Annotated in this window: 13 protein-coding genes and 1 pseudogene; 10 read left to right on the forward strand and 4 right to left on the reverse strand. The window is 74.2% G+C overall.

What is annotated here, in order from left to right; translation table 11 throughout:
• Positions 1–354: 354 nt before the first annotated feature.
• The 3 genes from ACZCLJ_RS16560 (at position 355) to ACZCLJ_RS16570 (ending at position 2,947) form a co-directional block, all read left to right on the forward strand.
• A complete protein-coding gene (locus ACZCLJ_RS16560; RefSeq protein ID WP_463106421.1) occupies positions 355–1,437 on the forward strand; it encodes a 3-deoxy-7-phosphoheptulonate synthase in 1,083 nt (360 codons plus the stop codon).
• 111 nt (positions 1,438–1,548) lie between these two features.
• Positions 1,549–2,127: an ECF RNA polymerase sigma factor SigK gene (sigK, locus tag ACZCLJ_RS16565; protein ID WP_251150032.1), complete on the forward strand. Its 579-nt coding sequence runs from the start codon at positions 1,549–1,551 to the stop codon at positions 2,125–2,127.
• Positions 2,120–2,947 (forward strand): anti-sigma factor, encoded by an 828-nt coding sequence (locus ACZCLJ_RS16570; RefSeq protein WP_463104549.1) that lies wholly within the window; start codon positions 2,120–2,122, stop codon positions 2,945–2,947. The genes sigK and ACZCLJ_RS16570 overlap by 8 nt, the downstream gene beginning before the upstream one ends.
• Here the strand turns inward: ACZCLJ_RS16570 and ACZCLJ_RS16575 are convergent.
• Positions 2,940–3,425 (reverse strand): DUF2975 domain-containing protein, encoded by a 486-nt coding sequence (locus ACZCLJ_RS16575; RefSeq protein WP_463104550.1) that lies wholly within the window; start codon positions 3,423–3,425, stop codon positions 2,940–2,942. The genes ACZCLJ_RS16570 and ACZCLJ_RS16575 overlap by 8 nt on opposite strands.
• A 169-nt stretch (positions 3,426–3,594) precedes the next feature.
• Complete coding sequence (locus tag ACZCLJ_RS16580; RefSeq protein WP_463104551.1) at positions 3,595–4,296, reverse strand: fasciclin domain-containing protein; 702 nt, start codon at positions 4,294–4,296, stop codon at positions 3,595–3,597.
• Between the two features lie 126 nt (positions 4,297–4,422).
• On the opposite strand from ACZCLJ_RS16580, the gene ACZCLJ_RS16585 reads away from it, so the two are divergent.
• Both ACZCLJ_RS16585 and ACZCLJ_RS16590 read left to right on the forward strand, forming a co-directional pair.
• Positions 4,423–6,381: a cytochrome c biogenesis protein DipZ gene (locus ACZCLJ_RS16585; RefSeq protein ID WP_463104552.1), complete on the forward strand. Its 1,959-nt coding sequence runs from the start codon at positions 4,423–4,425 to the stop codon at positions 6,379–6,381.
• Between the two features lie 253 nt (positions 6,382–6,634).
• Positions 6,635–8,650 carry a LamG domain-containing protein gene (locus tag ACZCLJ_RS16590; protein ID WP_251150036.1) on the forward strand — a complete coding sequence of 672 codons (2,016 nt, stop codon included), beginning with the start codon at positions 6,635–6,637 and terminating at the stop codon, positions 8,648–8,650.
• Positions 8,651–8,735: 85 nt separating this feature from the next.
• Here ACZCLJ_RS16590 and ACZCLJ_RS16595 read toward each other — a convergent pair whose 3' ends face one another.
• Positions 8,736–10,223, reverse strand: coding sequence for a DUF4232 domain-containing protein (locus ACZCLJ_RS16595; RefSeq protein WP_463104553.1), 1,488 nt, complete (start codon positions 10,221–10,223; stop codon positions 8,736–8,738).
• A 190-nt stretch (positions 10,224–10,413) separates the two neighbouring features.
• On the opposite strand from ACZCLJ_RS16595, the gene ACZCLJ_RS16600 reads away from it, so the two are divergent.
• The 5 genes and pseudogenes from ACZCLJ_RS16600 (at position 10,414) to ACZCLJ_RS16620 (ending at position 15,787) form a co-directional block, all read left to right on the forward strand.
• A complete protein-coding gene (locus tag ACZCLJ_RS16600) occupies positions 10,414–11,139 on the forward strand; it encodes a DUF2625 family protein (RefSeq protein ID WP_463104554.1) in 726 nt (241 codons plus the stop codon).
• A gap of 79 nt (positions 11,140–11,218) precedes the next feature.
• Positions 11,219–11,989 carry a GntR family transcriptional regulator gene (locus ACZCLJ_RS16605; protein ID WP_463104555.1) on the forward strand — a complete coding sequence of 257 codons (771 nt, stop codon included), beginning with the start codon at positions 11,219–11,221 and terminating at the stop codon, positions 11,987–11,989.
• Positions 11,990–11,996: 7 nt separating this feature from the next.
• Positions 11,997–13,511, forward strand: a pseudogene (locus tag ACZCLJ_RS16610) (MmgE/PrpD family protein); the annotation flags it as partial.
• A gap of 83 nt (positions 13,512–13,594) precedes the next feature.
• Positions 13,595–14,512, forward strand: a complete 918-nt coding sequence (gene prpB / locus ACZCLJ_RS16615; protein WP_463104556.1) for a methylisocitrate lyase — start codon at positions 13,595–13,597, stop codon at positions 14,510–14,512.
• A gap of 135 nt (positions 14,513–14,647) precedes the next feature.
• A complete protein-coding gene (locus ACZCLJ_RS16620) occupies positions 14,648–15,787 on the forward strand; it encodes a bifunctional 2-methylcitrate synthase/citrate synthase (RefSeq protein ID WP_463104557.1) in 1,140 nt (379 codons plus the stop codon).
• A 93-nt stretch (positions 15,788–15,880) separates the two neighbouring features.
• Here the strand turns inward: ACZCLJ_RS16620 and ACZCLJ_RS16625 are convergent, their stop codons facing one another.
• Positions 15,881–17,116, reverse strand: coding sequence for an NAD(P)/FAD-dependent oxidoreductase (locus ACZCLJ_RS16625; protein WP_463104558.1), 1,236 nt, complete (start codon positions 17,114–17,116; stop codon positions 15,881–15,883).
• Between the last annotated feature and the right edge of the window lie 4 nt (positions 17,117–17,120).

Here is a 17,120-nt window from a genome sequence, read left to right on the forward strand (position 1 = left end):
CCGGTACCGCCACGCGAGACGGCCCGTCCGCCCCTCGGAGGCCCCGTGCTATCGTCCCCTCGTGACTTCTCAGTGGTATTGGCGCTTTACGCAGGCTCCCGGTGGGGCCGTGCGGGCGTTCGCCTGACCACAGATCACCACCCGGAGCCAGCACAGGGCCTTGGACGCGGACCGCGTCCGGGCCCTTCGTCGTCCAGACGGGCCGCTCCGGGGATCACGGGCGGCAGCAGGCCGGTACGCCTCCGTCTCGACGACGGTCCCGTCCTACCGCAGCACGACACCAGGAGCCCTCCCGTGACCAGCACGACCGCCCAGCCCGCGAACGTCGGCCTCGATGCCGATACCGTCGACCCCGTGGACAGCCCCGAGCTGCAGGCCCGCACGAGCGACCTGCGCGTCCGTGCGCTCGACGCGCTCCCCGCCCCGCGGGCGCTGCTCGCCGACCTGCCGCTCGGCGCGACGCGCAGCGACCTCGTCACGACGTCGCGCCGCGAGGTCCGCGACGTCCTCGCCGGCGACGACGACCGCCTCCTCGTGATCGTCGGGCCGTGCTCCGTGCACGACCCGCAGGCCGCGCTCGAGTACGCGGGGCGCCTCGCCGCCGTCGCGCACGAGCTGGCCGACGACCTCGCGGTCGTCATGCGCGTGTACTTCGAGAAGCCGCGCACGACGGTCGGGTGGAAGGGCCTCATCAACGACCCGCACCTCGACGGCTCGCACGACGTGCACCACGGCCTGCGCCTCGCGCGCGAGGTCCTGCTCGGCGTGCTCGACGCGGGCGTCCCCGCGGCGTGCGAGTTCCTCGAGCCGACGAGCCCGCAGTACATCGCCGACGCCGTCTCCTGGGGCGCGATCGGGGCGCGCAACGCGGAGTCGCAGGTGCACCGCCAGCTCGCGTCGGGCCTGTCGATGCCGGTCGGCTTCAAGAACGCGACGGACGGCGACGTGCAGATCGCCGTCGACGGCTGCATCACCGCCGCGAGCGAGCACACGTTCTTCGGCATGGACTCGCTCGGCCGTGCGGCCGCGGTCGAGACCGCGGGCAACCCGGACTGCCACGTCATCCTGCGCGGCGGTCGCTCGGGCCCCAACTACGGGGTCGACGACGTCGCGGCGGCCCTCGCGGTGGCCCGCACCTCGGGCCTCGGCGGGGTCGTGGAGCACGGGCTCGTCGTGGACGCGTCGCACGGCAACTCGGGCAAGAGCCACGTGCGGCAGGCGGAGGTCGTGCGCGAGGTCGCGGCGCGCCTCGCCGAGGGCGAGCAGGGCATCACCGGCCTGATGATGGAGAGCTTCCTCGTCGCGGGCGCGCAGAAGCCCGCACCCTCAGGGCTGGTGTACGGGCAGTCGGTCACCGACGCGTGCATCGACTGGGACACGACGGCGGACCTCCTGCGCGAGCTCGCCGGCGCGGTCCGGGCGCGTCGCGAGGCCTGACGCGCGGGACCTCGACCCATCCGGGAGCCGTTCCGCGCCGAACCCTGGTCGTCCCGGGAGGTCCGGGACCGTGCACGCGTGAGGGGACCAGTGCTGGGGCAGACTGTCCGGGTGCCACCCTCCGTGACGACGAGCTCGTCGGGTGCCGTCGACGCCGCGCTGTCCGCGTGCGCCGGCGGCGACCCGGACGCGTTCGCGCCCGTGTACGACGCGCTCGCGCCCGTCGCGTACGGCACCTGCCTGGGTGTCCTGCGCGACCCGGACCACGCGGCGGAGGTGATGCAGGAGGTGATGGTCGAGGTGTGGCAGACGGCGACGCGGTTCGACGCCTCGCGCGGCTCTGCGCGCACGTGGGTCGCGACCCTCGCGCGTCGCCGCGCCGTCGACCGGGTGCGGGCCGAGCAGTCGCGCCGCGACCGTGACCAGCGCGAGCTCGACGCCGCGATGGCGGCGGCGCCCCGGGACGTCGTCGCGGAGGACGTCGAACGCAGCCTGGAGGGCGCGGCCGTGCGGCGGTGCCTCGAGTCGCTCACCGCGACCCAGCGCGAGGCCGTGGTCGACGCCTACTACGGCGGGTACACCTACCGTGAGGTGGCCGAGCGTCTGGACGCGGCGCTGCCGACCGTGAAGTCCCGCATCCGCGACGGGCTGACCCGACTTCGTGACTGCCTGGGGGTGCGCCGTGGCTGACGAGACCTTCGGGCCGGGGGGCGCGGGGCCCGACGGCCGGCGCGAGGACGACGGCCGGGGCGACGCGTGGGACCTCCTGCCCGCGTACGCGCTGGACGCCGTCGACGACCTCGACCGCCGCGCGGTCGAGCGGCTGATCGCCGCGGACCCCGCCGCACAGCAGGCGCTCGACGAGTACCGCGACGTCGTCGCGGCGTTCGCCGTCGAGCACGCCCCGCCGGTGTCGGCGCGCGACGCCGTGCTCGCCCGGGTGGCGACGACGCCGCAGGTCCCGCTCCCCGGGCAGCCCGCGGCCGGGCAGCCTCTCGGGCAGCCCGTCACGGCGGAGACCCGGGCGAGCGGTGAGGCGCGCACCGGCGCAGCCTCGACCCGCGCGCGCCTGCGCTGGGGCCTCGTCGCGGCGGCTGCGGCGGCCGTCGTGGCGGTCGCCGTGCCGACGACCGTGGCCGTGCGTGCGACGCAGGAGCAGTCGCGCCTGCAGGCGCAGGCGGACGCGGTGACGCAGATGCTCGCGGACCCGACGGCCACGATCGTGCGCGGCGAGGTCGCGGGCGGTGGCGAGGCGTCGGTCCTCGTGGCGGGCGACGACTACCTCTTCCGCGCGTCGGAGCTGCCCGGAGCGGGCGACGACCAGGACTACCAGCTCTGGGTGGTCGGCGACGACGGGGGCGTGACCTCCGCCGGCGTGCTCGCCGAGCAGGACGGCACGGTCGAGCAGCTCGTGCAGGACGCGCCGGGGGTCGGCGTGGCCGTCACGGTCGAGCCGGAGGGCGGGTCGGAGCAGCCGACGACCGACCCGATCGTCGCGCTCGTCACGTGAGGCCGGCGAGCCGCTCCTCCAGGTCCCGGGCCTCGGCGTCGCGCGCGATCGCCGGCGTGAGCAAACCGCGCAGGACCACGACGACGAGCGCGACCCCACCGAGCACGAGCGCTGCGCCGCACACGAGCAGGACGACCCCGGGTGCGACGGTCGACGGAGCCAGCACCGCCGCGAGCGCGAGAGTCAGCGCTGCCATCGCGGCGACCGACCCGATCACGGCGTCGACGTAGGGGAACGCCGCCGGGGCGAGCACCGACCCGCGCCGGGCCATGGTGACGAGCCGCCACACGCAGACGGCGCCCACCTGCAGGGCCACGAGGCCGAGCACGACCACGGTGACGACGGACGTGCGCGCCCAGGTCGGCGCCCCGGCGAGGTCGGCCCAGACGAGCGGGGCCATGACGACCTGGACGAACAAGGACCCGGCGACCGCGAGCGCGATCACGATCCGCAGCGGGAGGACGGTCAGGGTGCTCATGAGAGCTCCTTCGGTGGCAGTGTGGTCGGTCCGTCGATTCATACCTAGTGCTGTGATGTATAAAGCCTAGCAGTGCAAGGTATCGACAGAGAGTCGACCGCGGTGGCGCCGCGACGACGAACGGCCCGGCCGCGAGGAGCGGGGCCGGGCCGTTCGTCGTGGTCGGAGGTCACATGGTCGGCATGAGCACCGAGTCGACGAGGTAGACGGTGGCGTTCTGCGTCATGACGCCGCCGCAGACGACCGTGGCGTCGTTGACCATGAGCTCGTCGCCCTCGCCCGTCACCTCGACGGTGCCGCCCTGGACGGTGGTCTGCTCGCCGACGACCTGGTCGGGGGTGAGCTGCCCGGGCACCACGTGGTAGGTGAGGATCGACGTGAGCATGTCGGAGTCGGTCTTCAGCGTCTCGAGGGTCGCGGCGTCGATCTTCGCGAAGGCGTCGTCGACGGGCGCGAACACCGTGAACTCGTCGCCGTTGAGCGTGTCGACGAGGTCGACCTCAGGGTTGAGCTCGCCCGACACGGCGGAGACGAGCGTCGTGAGCAGCGGGTTGTTCGACGCGGCGACCGCGACCGGGTCGGTCGACATGCCGGTGATCGAGCCGGCGCCGTCGGGCACCTGCTCGGCGTAGGCCTCGCAGCCCGCGCCGACGAGGTTCGCTGCGGGGTCCATCGCCATGTCGTCGGACGACTCCGTGTCCTCGGCCATGTCCTCGGACTCGGCGGAGTCGTCCGTCATGGCGTCCTCGCTCGCCTGCGACTCGGTGGTCTCCGCGCCGGAGCCGGTGTCCGAGCTGCAGGCGGACAGGCCGAGGACGGCGAGCGTGGCGATACCGGCCACGGCGTACGACGTGCGGGTTCGAGCGTTCATCGGTCTCTCCTCGGGTCGTGCCCCGCGGTCTGCGGGGCGTCTCGAGGGGTGTTCGGAGCCCTCGACCGACCGGATGGGTCCGGTTCCACGACCCATCCGGACGAGGCGGCGTGCCGAACCGTCGGCATGGAGACGCTGATCGTCATCGGACTGCTCGGGGGCCTCATCACGGGTATCTCGCCGTGCATCCTGCCCATGCTCCCCGTGATCTTCTTCGCGGGCGGCGTGCAGGGCGCCCGCCCACGGGACGACGGCGCGAGCTCGCCGCCGACCGTCTCGCCCGCGCTCTTCGCCGGGGCACCGAGGGCCGTCACCGTCGGCGGTGGTGCGCGACGCTCCGCCGGCGCGGGGACCGTCACGCTCGACGTCTCCCCGGACCCGGCGCGGGGCGAGCGGGTCGCCGCGTCGGGCGGCGCGTCGGTGGGCGACGCGTCAGGCAGCGAGGCTGCGGGAGGCCGCCGCCGGGCGCGGGAGCGGAAGCGCTCGTGGCGCCCGTACCTCGTCATCGCGGGCCTCGTGCTGAGCTTCAGCGTCTTCACGCTGCTGGGCTCCCTGATCCTCACCGCGCTCGGGCTCCCGCAGGACCTGCTCCGGTGGGCCGGCATCGTGCTGCTCGTCCTCATCGGCATCGGCATGATCGTCCCGCGCGTCGAGGAGGTGCTCGAGCGGCCGTTCCAGCGCATCGCCGCGCTCGGCGCGCGGCGCGGGGCGGCGCGGCAGGACCGCGGAGCGTTCGTGCTCGGCCTCGGGCTCGGCGTGCTCTACGTACCGTGCGCCGGTCCGGTGCTCGCGGCGATCACGGTCGCCGGGGCGACGGGCGACATCGGCCCGGGTACGGTCGCGCTGACGGTGTCCTTCGCCGTCGGCGCGGCGATCCCGCTCCTGGTCTTCGCGCTCGCCGGCCGCCGTGTCGCCGAGCGTGTCAAGGGCTTCCAGCGCCACACCCGGGGCATCCGCGTCACGGGCGGGGTCGTGATGATCGCGCTGGCCGGCGCGCTCGCGCTGAACCTGCCCGCAGCGCTGCAGCGCGCGCTGCCCGACTACACCGGTGCGCTCCAGCAGCGCGTCGACGAGAACGAGACGGTCCAGGAGGCGCTCGACCTCGGCGGCCTCGTCACGGACGAGAACCGCGAGCTGTCGAACTGCTCGAACGGCGCGTCCGAGCTCGAGGACTGCGGCCCGGCGCCCGAGATCCGCGGCATCGACACGTGGCTCAACACGCCGGGCGGCGAGGCGCTCGCGCTCGACGAGCTGCGCGGCAAGGTCGTGCTCGTCGACTTCTGGACGTACTCGTGCATCAACTGCCAGCGCGCGATCCCGCACGTCAACGCGTGGTACGAGCAGTACCGGGACGTGGGCAAGGGGTTCGAGGTCATCGGCGTGCACACTCCGGAGTTCGCGTTCGAGCGCGAGACGCGCAACGTCGTCGCGGGCGCGGAGGACCTGGGCGTCACCTACCCGGTGGCGCAGGACAACTCCTACGCGACGTGGACCGCGTACCGGAACCGCTACTGGCCCGCGCAGTACCTCGTCGACGCCGACGGGACCGTGCGGCACATCCGCTTCGGCGAGGGCGGCTACGAGGAGACGGAGAACCTCGTGCGCGAGCTCCTCGCCGACGCGAACCCGGGCGTCGACCTGCCCGAGCCGACCTCGGTGGGGGACTCCACACCGCAGGCCGCGACGACGCCCGAGACGTACTTCTCCATCAAGCGCGTCGTGAACTACTCCGGCGAGCCGCGGTACGCCGCGGGAGAGCAGGAGTTCGCGCTCACCGACGACCAGCCGCAGGACACGTTCTCGCTCGGCGGCACGTGGGACGTCGACTTCCAGGGCGCCACGGCGGTGTCCGACGGCGCGCAGGTCCGTCTTGCGTACCGGTCCACCGACGTGTTCGCCGTCCTGGGCGGCGAGGGGACCGTCACGGCGCGCGTCACGGCGGGCGGGCGGACGACGGAGCGGGAGATCGACGTGTCGGGGAACCCGACGCTCTATCCCGTGCTCGAGGGCGACGGCCCCACCGAGGGGACCGTCGAGCTCGACGTGCCGCCGGGGGTCCAGGTGTTCACCGCGACGTTCGGCTGAGCCGGCCGGTCCGCGGACCGGCCCCAGGACGGGCGCGCGGCGGCTGATGTCGAGAACAGGCGTACGGCCGCCGCGCGTCCTTGCTCGCTGCCCGACCGGCCGAGACCTCCGGGACGGCGCATCCCGTGTCCCGGACGAGGCTGTACAGTCCGCTCACCCGCTGTGACATCGCTGGAGATGCGCTGTGCCGGCGTCGCTGCCGCGGGCCCCGCGCCGAGCACGACGCGGGACGACGGTGTCTGACAGGAGAACGATGAGCGGACGGGTGTGGCGACGGGTGACGGCGGTGGTCGTCGGAGCGGCGTTGCTGGCGGGAGGGCTCGCCGGAACGGCCTCGGCGACGACGGCGGACCCGGGGTCCGAGGCGGACCAGGCTGGGGTGGACGTGGTGGACGTGGTGACCGTCGGGGGTGTGACGACCCCGAGGACCGTGATCCGGTCCGCGGCGCCGCGGACCACCGCAGGCTTCGCCTTCCGTGGGCCGCGCGTGATCGGCGGGTGCACCGCCGGTGCCCTGTGCCAGGCGCTGGGTGAGACCCGGGTCGCCTGGGACTTCTCGTCCGGACTGACGGAGGCCGCGGTCGAGGGCAACCGGATCGTGCGGGCGACGCTCGAGGGGACGGCGAGGCAGAGCGCGGCCTGCCGCACGGCGCCGGTCACGGTGCACGCGGTCGGTGGGATCGACGCGTCGACCAGCTGGTCCACGCACGCGCCGACCTGGGGCGACGTCGTCACGGGTGCCGTGGCCGAGGGCCGGTGCGACCGCTGGGGAGCGGTCACGTGGGACGTGACGGACGCGGTCCGGCAGGGGCTGGACGATCGGCGTGCCGTCGCGCTCGGGCTCTCGGTACCGGCCGGGAGCGGCTCGGCGCTGGTCGGGCCGCAGGCCTCGCTGCGGGTCGAGATCGGCCCGCCCCCGGGCCCGGCCGCGATCGCGCGAGGGACGAGCGATCCGCCCGGCCCGTGCGCGGTGGGCGACGACCGCCCGTCGATCCGCTCGGTGACGCCGTCCCTCGTGGCGGACGTCGAAGGCGTGGGGAACCTCCGTGCGCGTTTCGCGGTGTCGGACGTCGAGGACGGGGTCGAGCTCTGGTCCGCAGAGACCATGCCGCAGATGGCGGGCGGCGGCCCGGTCGTTGTCACTGTCCCGGCCGGTGTCATGGTCGAAGGTCGTGCCTACTCGTGGGACGTCCGCGCGGCGACCCCCACCGGGCCGTGGAGCGCTCCGACGTCGTGCGAGGTCGTCCCGGATCTCACACCGCCGGTCGTCACGCCCGTCGCCACGCCCGTCGAGGGCGAGCCGGCCGTCTACCGCGAGGGCCTCATCTCGGGCGGTGTGGGCATCCCGGGGGCCTTCGTCCTCTCGTCCGACGAGGCCGACGTGAGGATCGCGTACTCGTTCTCCAGCCCGGACGCCCTGGTGAACACCGTCGCTCCGGGGACGCGGGTCGACTTCGCCCCGTCCGCCAACGGTCCCCACACCCTGTACATGCGGGCCGTGGACGGCGCGGGTTGGGTCGGCCCGACCGGGGAGTACCGCTTCCAGGTCGCCAGGACCGCGCCGATGCGTTGGTCGTTCGACGAAGGAACGGGACTCGAGGCCCGGAACGCCGCAGGAACCGGCGCGCTCACGCTGAGCGGACCGGACCTGTGGGGCGACGGCCTGCACGCCGACTTCGCGGCCGATCCCACCGATCGCGCGCTCGTCCTCCGGGGCGGCGAGTCGGCAGCGTGGTCGCAGGTTCCTCTCGTCGCGACCGACAGGAGCTACTCGGTCAGCGCCACCGTCCGGGCGGACGACGCCGGGACGACCCGGGTCGCCGTGAGCCAGGCCGGTGCGCGCACCAGCGCCTTCGCGCTCGGTCAGCGCGAGGACGCCGCGTGCGGCACGCCGTCGGGCTCGTGCTGGGCGTTCTGGACCGCCGGGACCGACGTCGCGGACCCCGAGCTGGCGGTCGCGCTCTCGGGCGTCGAGGTCCGGCCCGGCTCGTGGGTCCGTCTCACCGGGATCCACGACGCGCGGACTCAGGAGAACCGGCTGTACGTGTGCGAGATCGGCACGGTCGACGAGCCCGCCTTCGGAGACGTCGTGCTCGCCGGGACCGCCTCGGGCGCGGGGACGGGATGGGCGTCGGGCGGGGCTCTCCAACTGGGCCGCGGCGGGGTCGCCGGCGCGTGGAGCGACCCGTGGGCAGGCACCGTCGACCGGCTCTCCGTCGCGGACGGGGTTCTGACGGAGAGCGACATGTTCCGCGAGTGCTACTCCTGAGCGCCAGGTATCCGCGGGAGGGTGGTCGGCCCTGACCGGCCGCGGCCGGCGGGCGCGCCGCTGACGAGGATCCCGCCCGGTGGGCTCACGGCTCACCGGGCGGGACCCACGCCGCCCACGGGGTGACGGTCGCGGTCGCGCCGTCGAGAAGGTCGAGGCCGGTCTCGGCGCCCGGGACGTCGGCGAACGGGACGACGCTCTCCGGCGTCCCGGGTACGGGTGCGACGAGCAGGCTCGTCACGAGCGCGGGTCCGTCGGCCGTGGGACCCCCGCGCCACGACAGCGTCGACTGCGCGAGGTCACCCGGCGCGAGCGTGACCGGTGACCCGACGGCGATCGCGTCGGGCTCGACCAGCACCTCCTGCTCGCTCCCGTCGGACGCGACGAACCGCAGCACCGGGCTGCCGGCGAGCACGCACGGGGCGTCGTCGTCGTTGCGCGCCGTGACGGCGAGGAAGCGGCGGCCGAGGGCGGCGTCGAACCACGCGGCGTCGAGCGTCAGGAGGCCGACCGCGCACGTCGTGCCGTCGGCCGGGACACCGGGGACGGACCCGCCGACGTACCCGGACCGGACGCTCGCGCCGCCGTCCTCCGCCGTGCCGTGGACCTGGTAGCCGAGCGGGTCCGCGCCGTACGTCGCCTCGTCGAGCCACCGGGCGACGGGAGCGGGGTCGCCCGAGCCGTACGCGGTCAGGAGGGGAGTGCCCGGCAGCACCGGCCGGCGCACCTCGTAGAGGACGGTGTCGACGCCCGGCCGGGCCGACGTGCCCGCGACGAGCGTCAGCAGCACGTCGTCGGGCACGGTGGTGCCGTCCGGCCCCAGGGCGAGGTTCACGGCGTACCCGGAGGTTCCCATCGCGGTCAGCCCACGGCCCTCGGCACGGACCGCCCCCGCCACGGGGACCAGGTCGGCGGCGTCGGCGACCTCGACGGACGCGCTCCCCGGTTCGAGCGCGACGCCGCGCACCCCGTCGACCGCGACGAGGCGGACCGCGTAGGCGACGGGGTCTTCGCCGAGGAGGTCCGGTGAGGGGTCTCCGGTGGCGGGGTCGGTCCCGCGCGTGCCGCGGGCGACCGTCCCGTCGACGACCTGGAGCGTCGCGCCCGAGGCCGTGGTCCCGGAGAGACGCAACGACCACTCCGCGCCGCCGCGTGAGGCGGCGAGGAGCTCGCGGGCGTCGTCGGCCGTGCGCTGCGCCGCCTCGGGGGCGGGGAGCGGGGTGTCGAGCGTGATCTCTGCCGAGGCGCCGCTGTACGCGTCCATCCGGGCGTCCGCGACGCCGGGCAGCGCGGCGAGCAGCGCCGTGGTGTCCTCGACCCAGCGCGTCGGGTCCTGCCCCTGCGGACCGGACCCCGTCGACGGCTCGGGCGAGGTCGTGGTCGGTGCGGCGTCGCCGGCGGTCGCCGTGGCGCGGAGCAGCCCGGGCGCGACGAGAGTGGCGGTGACGGCGAGACCGACGCCGACGAGTCCGGCGACGACGGCGACCGCGCCGCGGGTCCCGCGCGGGGGACGGCCTCCTGCGGCGTCGGCGTCACCGCTGGTCGGGGGAGGCGGTGTGCGCTCGTCGTCCACGGCGCCGACGGTACCGGCGACGGTCCGCCGCGGACGACCCTCTGGCAGGTCTGCGCAGGTCGCACGCCGACCCTTCACGGGAAGCGGTCCTGGGGGAGCTTCAGGGCACGGGCGGACCTCTCGGACACGACGACCAAAAATTCCCATACCAGGATTCACGCACCGCGGCAACACGTGGCATGATCCGGCCATGACAGTGCGGACGGCAGCGGAGCTCGCCGCGGTCGACGACCCCGCGTGGCCGACGCTCGCCCGGATGCTCGGGCGTGCCGGGGTGGACGTCGTCCCTGCGCCGGCGTGGTCGCTGGAGGTCCTCTACCGGCTCCAGGTCACCGTCCGTTCGACCTTGGGAGCGCTCGCACTGCACACCGGGGGGGTCCTGGTCGACGGCGGGTGGCTGCGCCTGCTCGGCGGCGGCGGCGCGGGTCTGCCCGACCTCGCGAGCGTCAACGGGCTGGGCGAGCCCGGTGAGGACACCGCCGTGCCGTCGGTGCTCGTCGTCGCGTACGACGTCCTGGGCGGGACGTTCGCCATCAACGGTGGCGGCCTGGCCGGTCCCCTGGGGAACGTGCACTGGTTCGCGCCCGACGTCCTCGACTGGGTCGATCTCGGCTTCGGCCAGGCGGCGTTCCTCGAGTGGGCCGTGAGCGGCGGCACGGCCGACCTCTACGACCGGCTGCGCTGGCCCGGCTGGTACGGCGAGATCGGCTCCGTCGGCCTGGACGAGGGGCTGAGCGTCTACCCGCCGCTGTGGTCGGAGGAGGGCCGCGACGTCGCGCGCGCCTCCCGGACGGCCGTGCCGCTCGGCGAGCTCGTGAACTGGCACTTCGAGATGGCCGAGCGCATGGCTCCCGTCGAGGACGGCGTCGACGACACCCCGCAGGGCGGCTACGCGGGCTGGACCACGGGCCCGTAGGTGGGCCGCCACGAGACCTCCGTGCTCGGAGCGCCGCGCATCTGTATACAAGTGCGCAGCCGTGTGCCACGATGGCGACGTGACGACGACGCCCGTGCCGGCCGCCCTCCTCCGGGCCGAGCCCCTCGGTGGCGCGCGACGGCAGTCCGGGGCGCGCGCGGTCTACGACCTGCTCCGGACGCGCATCATCGACGGGACCCTCGCCCCCGGCGAGCGGCTCACCGAACCCGTGCTCTCCGCGCAGCTCGGCGTCTCGAGGACGCCGGTCCGCGAGGCCCTGCGTCTGCTCCAGGCCGAGGCGCTCGTCGTCGAGCTCCCGACCGGAGGCGTGCGCGTCGCGCCGCTCGACCTCGCCGACGCGCGTCGCGTGTACGAGGTCCGCGCGCGGCTCGAGGGCCTGCTCGCGCGGGACGCGTGCGAACGGGCCCGGCCCGACGACGTCGCCCGCCTCGAGCGCCTCGTGACCCTCATGGACGCGGTCCGCGACCACGAGGACGAGGTGCTGCGTGTCGGCGCCCAGTTCCACGGCGAGATCGAGGCGCTCGCGGACAACCGCTGGTGCTCCGCGCTGCTGCGTCAGATCCGCGGGCACGTCGACCGGTACCGCACGCTCGCCGCCCGCGGGCGCGTCGGCACGACCGATCACGTGGACGAGCACCGCGCGGTCGCCGCCGCCTTCGCCGGTGGCGACGCCCCTGCGGCCGAAGCCGCGATGGTCGCCCATATCGACCGCAGCGCGGCCCTCGCGGAGCACGCGTTGCGTGCGACGACCGCCGACGTGTCCTCCGCGCCCGACGTGTCCCCGACCGCCCCTCCGACGACCGACTCCTCCACGACCGACGAGAGCTGAGCCAGCGATGCCGTACACCCACCACCTGCGCGTCTACCCCAGCGCCGAGCCGCTCGACCGCACGGACCAGCTCGCGTGGAAGCTCGCCGAGCTCGCGACCGACCCGGTCGAGGTCACCCCCGAGGTCGCGGACATGGTGATCAACCGCGTCATCGACAACGCCGCGGTCGCCGCCGCGAGCCTGACCCGCAGCCCCGCGGTGTCCGCGCGCGGCCAGGCGCTCGCCCACCCGTACACGCCCGGTGCCACCGTCCTCGGGTGCGACCTCGCGACCCGCACGAGCCCCGAGTGGGCGGCGTGGGCCAACGGCGTCGCGGTGCGCGAGCTCGACTTCCACGACACGTTCCTCGCCGCGGAGTACTCGCACCCGGGGGACAACATCCCGCCGGTCCTCGCGGTCGCACAGCACGCCGGGATCGACGGCGCGGCACTCGTCCGCGGCATCGTCGCCGCGTACGAGATCCAGGTCGACCTGGTCCGGGCGATCTCGCTGCACCGGCACAAGATCGACCACGTCGCGCACCTCGGCCCGTCGGCCGCGGCCGGCATCGGGACGATGCTCGGCCTCGACACGACCACGGTCTTCCAGGCGATCGGCCAGGCGCTGCACACGACGACGGCCACACGACAGTCCCGCAAGGGGCAGATCTCGACCTGGAAGGCGCACGCCCCCGCGTTCGCCGGCAAGGTCGCGGTCGAGGCCGTGGACCGCGCGATGCGCGGCCAGACGTCGCCGGAGCCGATCTACGAGGGGGAGGACGGCGTGGTCGCGTGGCTGCTCGACGGCCCCGACGCGGCGTACGACGTCGTGCTCCCGGAGCCCGGCGAGCCGCGGACCGCGATCCTCGACACGTACACCAAGGAGCACTCCGCGGAGTACCAGTCGCAGGCGCTCATCGACCTCGCGCGCGCCCTGCACGACGAGCACCCCTGGCTGGCTGACCCCGCGAACGTCGCGAGCGTCGTGATCCACACGAGCCACCACACGCACTTCGTCATCGGGTCGGGCGCGAACGACCCGCAGAAGTACGACCCGACGGCGTCGCGCGAGACGCTCGACCACTCGATCCCGTACATCTTCGCGGTCGCGCTGCAGGACGGCGGGTGGCACCACGTCGACTCCTACGCGCCCGAGCGGGCCGCACGCCCCGACACCGTCGAGCTGTGGGGCCGGATCACGACGGCCGAGGACCCGGAGTGGACCCGCCGGTACCACGCGACGGACCCTGCCGAGAAGGCGTTCGGCGGTCGTGTCGAGATCGAGCTGGCCGACGGCGGCCGCATCGTCCGGGAGATCGCCGTCGCCGACGCGCACCCGCTCGGAGCCCGGCCGTTCGGCCGCGCCCAGTACGTGAAGAAGTTCCGCACGCTCGCCGCGGGCGTCCTCGAGGAGGCCGAGATCGAGCGCTTCCTCGCCCTTGCCGAGCGGCTGCCGTCGCTGACCTCGGCCGAGGTCCGCGAGCTGACGATCGTCGGCCGGCCCGGCCTGCTCGACTCCGTGCCCACGCCGACCGGGCTCTTCGAGCTCGGTCGCGACACCCCGCCGGCCGACGTCGAGGGCGAGGGCTTCACGATGCACGAGCCGACCGAGGGAGAGGGCGCCTGATGCTGTACAGCCAGGTGACGCCGTCGGACAAGCGACGGACCTTCCGCGAGGCGCTCGCGACGGCCCGCAGCACGGGCGAGCCGCTGCGGCTCCCCGGCGCGTTCAACCCGCTCTCGGCGCGGCTGATCCAGGACAAGGGCTTCGAGGGGGTGTACGTGTCCGGGGCCGTGCTGTCCGCCGACCTGGGGCTGCCCGACATCGGCCTCACGACCCTCACCGAGGTCGCGGGGCGCTCGCAGCAGATCGCGCGCGTCACCGACCTGCCCGCGCTCGTCGACGCGGACACGGGCTTCGGCGAGCCGATGAACGTGGCCCGCACGGTCCAGACGCTCGAGGACGCCGGGGTCGCGGGCGCCCACGTCGAGGACCAGGTCAACCCCAAGCGGTGCGGCCACCTCGACGGCAAGGAGGTCGTCGGGCTCGACGAGGCCGCGAAGCGCGTGCGGGCCGCCGTCGACGCCCGTCGTGACCCGGGGTTCGTCGTCATGGCGCGCACCGACGTGCGCGGGACGGTGCCGGGTCCGGAGGGCCTGCGCGTCGCGATCGACCGCGCGAAGGCGCTCGTCGACGCCGGCGCGGACGCGATCTTCCCCGAGGCGATGAAGGATCTCGGAGAGTTCGAGGCCGTCGCCTCCGCCGTGGACGTGCCGGTGCTCGCCAACATGACCGAGTTCGGCAAGTCGGAGCTCTTCACGCGGCGTCAGCTCGGTGACGCGGGCGTCGCCCTGATCATCTACCCGGTGACGCTCCTGCGGGTCGCGATGGGCGCGGCCGAGCGCGCGCTCGACGAGATCGCAGAGAGCGGAGGCCAGGGCTCCCTCGTCGCTGGCATGCAGACCCGCGCGCGGCTCTACGAGCTCCTCGACTACGCCGCCTACAACCAGTTCGACGAGGGCATCTTCACCTACCGGCCATAGCGTGTCAGGGCCGCAGACCACCCCGGTGTCCTGCAGCCCTGACACCTGGGTCGGCTCCTGCTCGCGTCAGGTCCACGGATCACCCCGGTGACCCGTCGCCCTGACAACCCGACTGCCTCACGAAGGAGTGACTGCATGAGCACCCCCGCCAGCACCACCACCGCCGACGGGCCCGAGATCCGCAAGGGTCTCGCGGGCGTCGTCGTCGACGTCACGGCCGTCTCGAAGGTGAACCCCGAGACGAACTCGCTGCTGTACCGCGGCTACCCCGTGCAGGACCTCGCCGCGCGCCGCTCCTTCGAGGAGGTCGCGTACCTCCTGTGGCACGGCGACCTCCCGACCCCCGAGCAGCTCTCCGAGCAGACCGCCGCCGAGCGGGCGCACCGCGCGCTGCCGGGGAACGTGCGCAACGCGATCCTCGAGCTGCCGACGACGTGCCATCCCATGGACGTGTGCCGCACCGCGGTGTCGCAGCTCGGCGCGCACGACCCCGACGCCGAGGACTCCTCGCCCGAGGCCGAGCAGGCGAAAGCGCTGCGCCTGTGGGCGGCACTGCCCGCGGTCGTCGCGCTGGACCAGCGTCGCCGGCGCGGCCTGCAGCTCGTCGAGCCGCGCGACGACCTCGGCTACGCCGAGAACTTCTTGTGGACGACGTTCGGCGAAGAGCCCGACGCCGCCGTGGTGCGCGCGTTCGAGGTGTCGATGGTCCTGTACGCAGAGCACTCGTTCAACGCCTCGACGTTCACCGCACGCGTCATCACGTCGACGCTCTCCGACCTGCACTCCGCCGTCACCGGCGCGATCGGCGCGCTCAAGGGTCCGCTGCACGGCGGCGCCAACGAAGCCGTCATGGCGACGTTCGCCGAGATCGGATCGGCCGACAGGGCCGCGGCCTGGCTCGACGACGCGCTCGCGAACAAGCGCAAGATCATGGGCTTCGGCCACCGCGTCTACAAGCACGGCGACTCCCGCGTGCCGACCATGCGCGCGACGCTCGACGCCCTCGTCGAGCACTACGACCGGCCGGACCTCCTCGAGCTGTACACGGCTCTCGAGACCGCCATGACCGAGCGCAAGAACATCCTGCCGAACCTCGACTACCCCGCCGGTCCGGCCTACCACCTCATGGGCTTCGACACCCCGATGTTCACGCCGCTGTTCGTCGCGTCGCGCGTCGTCGGCTGGACCGCGCACGTCATGGAGCAGCGCGCCGCCAACGCGCTGATCCGGCCGCTCAGCGAGTACGTCGGCGAGGCGCAGCGCGACGTGCCCTGACTCGCCGAGCACGACCTGAGAGTCGCCAGAGCGTCGAGAGCGACCCTCAGATCGTGCTCGACCGCGTGCAGGGTCGTGCTCGGCAGCCGGACGTCAGCCGACGAAGGACTCCAGCTCGGCCCGGTCGACCGGGCCGTCGCGGTGGATGAGCGCCTTGACGTCGTCCATGCGCTCCCACACGTTCACCGCCATGCCGGCCTCGACGCGGCCGTCCTTGACCCAGAACGCGACGAGCTCGCGGTCGGCGACGGACCCGCTCACGACGACCTCGTCGTAGGCGTCCGGTCCGGCGACGAACCCGAGGTACTCCATCCCGACGTCGTACTGGTCGGAGAAGAAGTACGGCAGCTCGGGGTACGGGTCCGTCGCGCCGAGCATCGCGCGCGCGGCGTGCGGGCCCTGGTTGAGGGCCGTCGCCCAGTGCTCGACCCGGATCGACCGGCCGTACCGGGCGTAGGGCACGCTCGCGACGTCTCCCGCGACGAACACGTCCGGGTCGGTGGTCTGCAGCGTCGCGGAGGCGACGACCCCGCCCGTCCCGGAGTCGATCGCGAGGCCCGCGGCCTCCGCCAGGCCGACGTTGGGCACCGCGCCGACGGCGACGAGCACCACGTCGGCGTCGACGTGCGTCCCGTCCGCGAGCGCGACGCCGGTCACTGCCCCCTCGCTGCCCGTGATCGCCGCCGCCTGGGCGCGCCTGTGCAGGTGCACCCCGTGCTCGACGTGGAGCTGTCCGTAGAGCTCGCCCATCTCCGGGCCGAGCACGCGCTCGAGCGGGTGCGCGCCGAGACCGACGACGCTGACGTCCATCCCCGTCGAGCGCGCCGAGGCCGCGACCTCCAGCCCGATCCACCCGTCGCCGACGATCGCGAGCCGCCCCGCGCCCTCGCGCGCCGAGGCCTCGAACCTCGCGGCGAGCCTCTCGCTGTCCTCGAGCGTGCGCAGCTCGTGGACGCCGTCGAGGTCGATGCCGGGTACGGGCAGGCGCCGGGGCTCGGACCCCGTGGCGAGGAGCAGGGTGCCGTAGGGGATCGTGCGGCCGTCGGCGAGGGTCACGCTCCGCGCCGCCACGTCGACGGTCGCCGCGCTCGCACCGGTGAGCAGCTCGACGTCGTGCTCGGCGTACCAGGACTCGTCGAGCGGGAAGACGGAGTCGCGCTCGACCTCGCCGCGCAGGTAGTCCTTCGAGAGCGGCGGGCGCTCGTACGGTCGATGCGGCTCGCGCGCGACGATCCGCACGTCGCCGTCGAACCCCTCGTCGCGCAGCGTCTCGACGGCCTTGGCGGCGGCGAGACCGCCCCCGACGACGACGATCGTCCCTGCGGCCACGATG

The organism is Cellulosimicrobium sp. So1_17 (assembly GCF_055181235.1).

Excerpts from the sequence above, each read along its gene's own strand:
- ACZCLJ_RS16575 (WP_463104550.1), bottom strand. The coding sequence starts at position 3,425 with ATGAGCACCCTGACCGTCCTCCCGCTGCGGATCGTGATCGCGCTCGCG.
- ACZCLJ_RS16580 (WP_463104551.1), bottom strand. The coding sequence starts at position 4,296 with ATGAACGCTCGAACCCGCACGTCGTACGCCGTGGCCGGTATCGCCACG.
- ACZCLJ_RS16585 (WP_463104552.1), top strand. The coding sequence starts at position 4,423 with ATGGAGACGCTGATCGTCATCGGACTGCTCGGGGGCCTCATCACGGGT.
- ACZCLJ_RS16590 (WP_251150036.1), top strand. The coding sequence starts at position 6,635 with ATGAGCGGACGGGTGTGGCGACGGGTGACGGCGGTGGTCGTCGGAGCG.
- ACZCLJ_RS16600 (WP_463104554.1), top strand. The coding sequence starts at position 10,414 with ATGACAGTGCGGACGGCAGCGGAGCTCGCCGCGGTCGACGACCCCGCG.
- prpB (WP_463104556.1), top strand. The coding sequence starts at position 13,595 with ATGCTGTACAGCCAGGTGACGCCGTCGGACAAGCGACGGACCTTCCGC.
- ACZCLJ_RS16620 (WP_463104557.1), top strand. The coding sequence starts at position 14,648 with ATGAGCACCCCCGCCAGCACCACCACCGCCGACGGGCCCGAGATCCGC.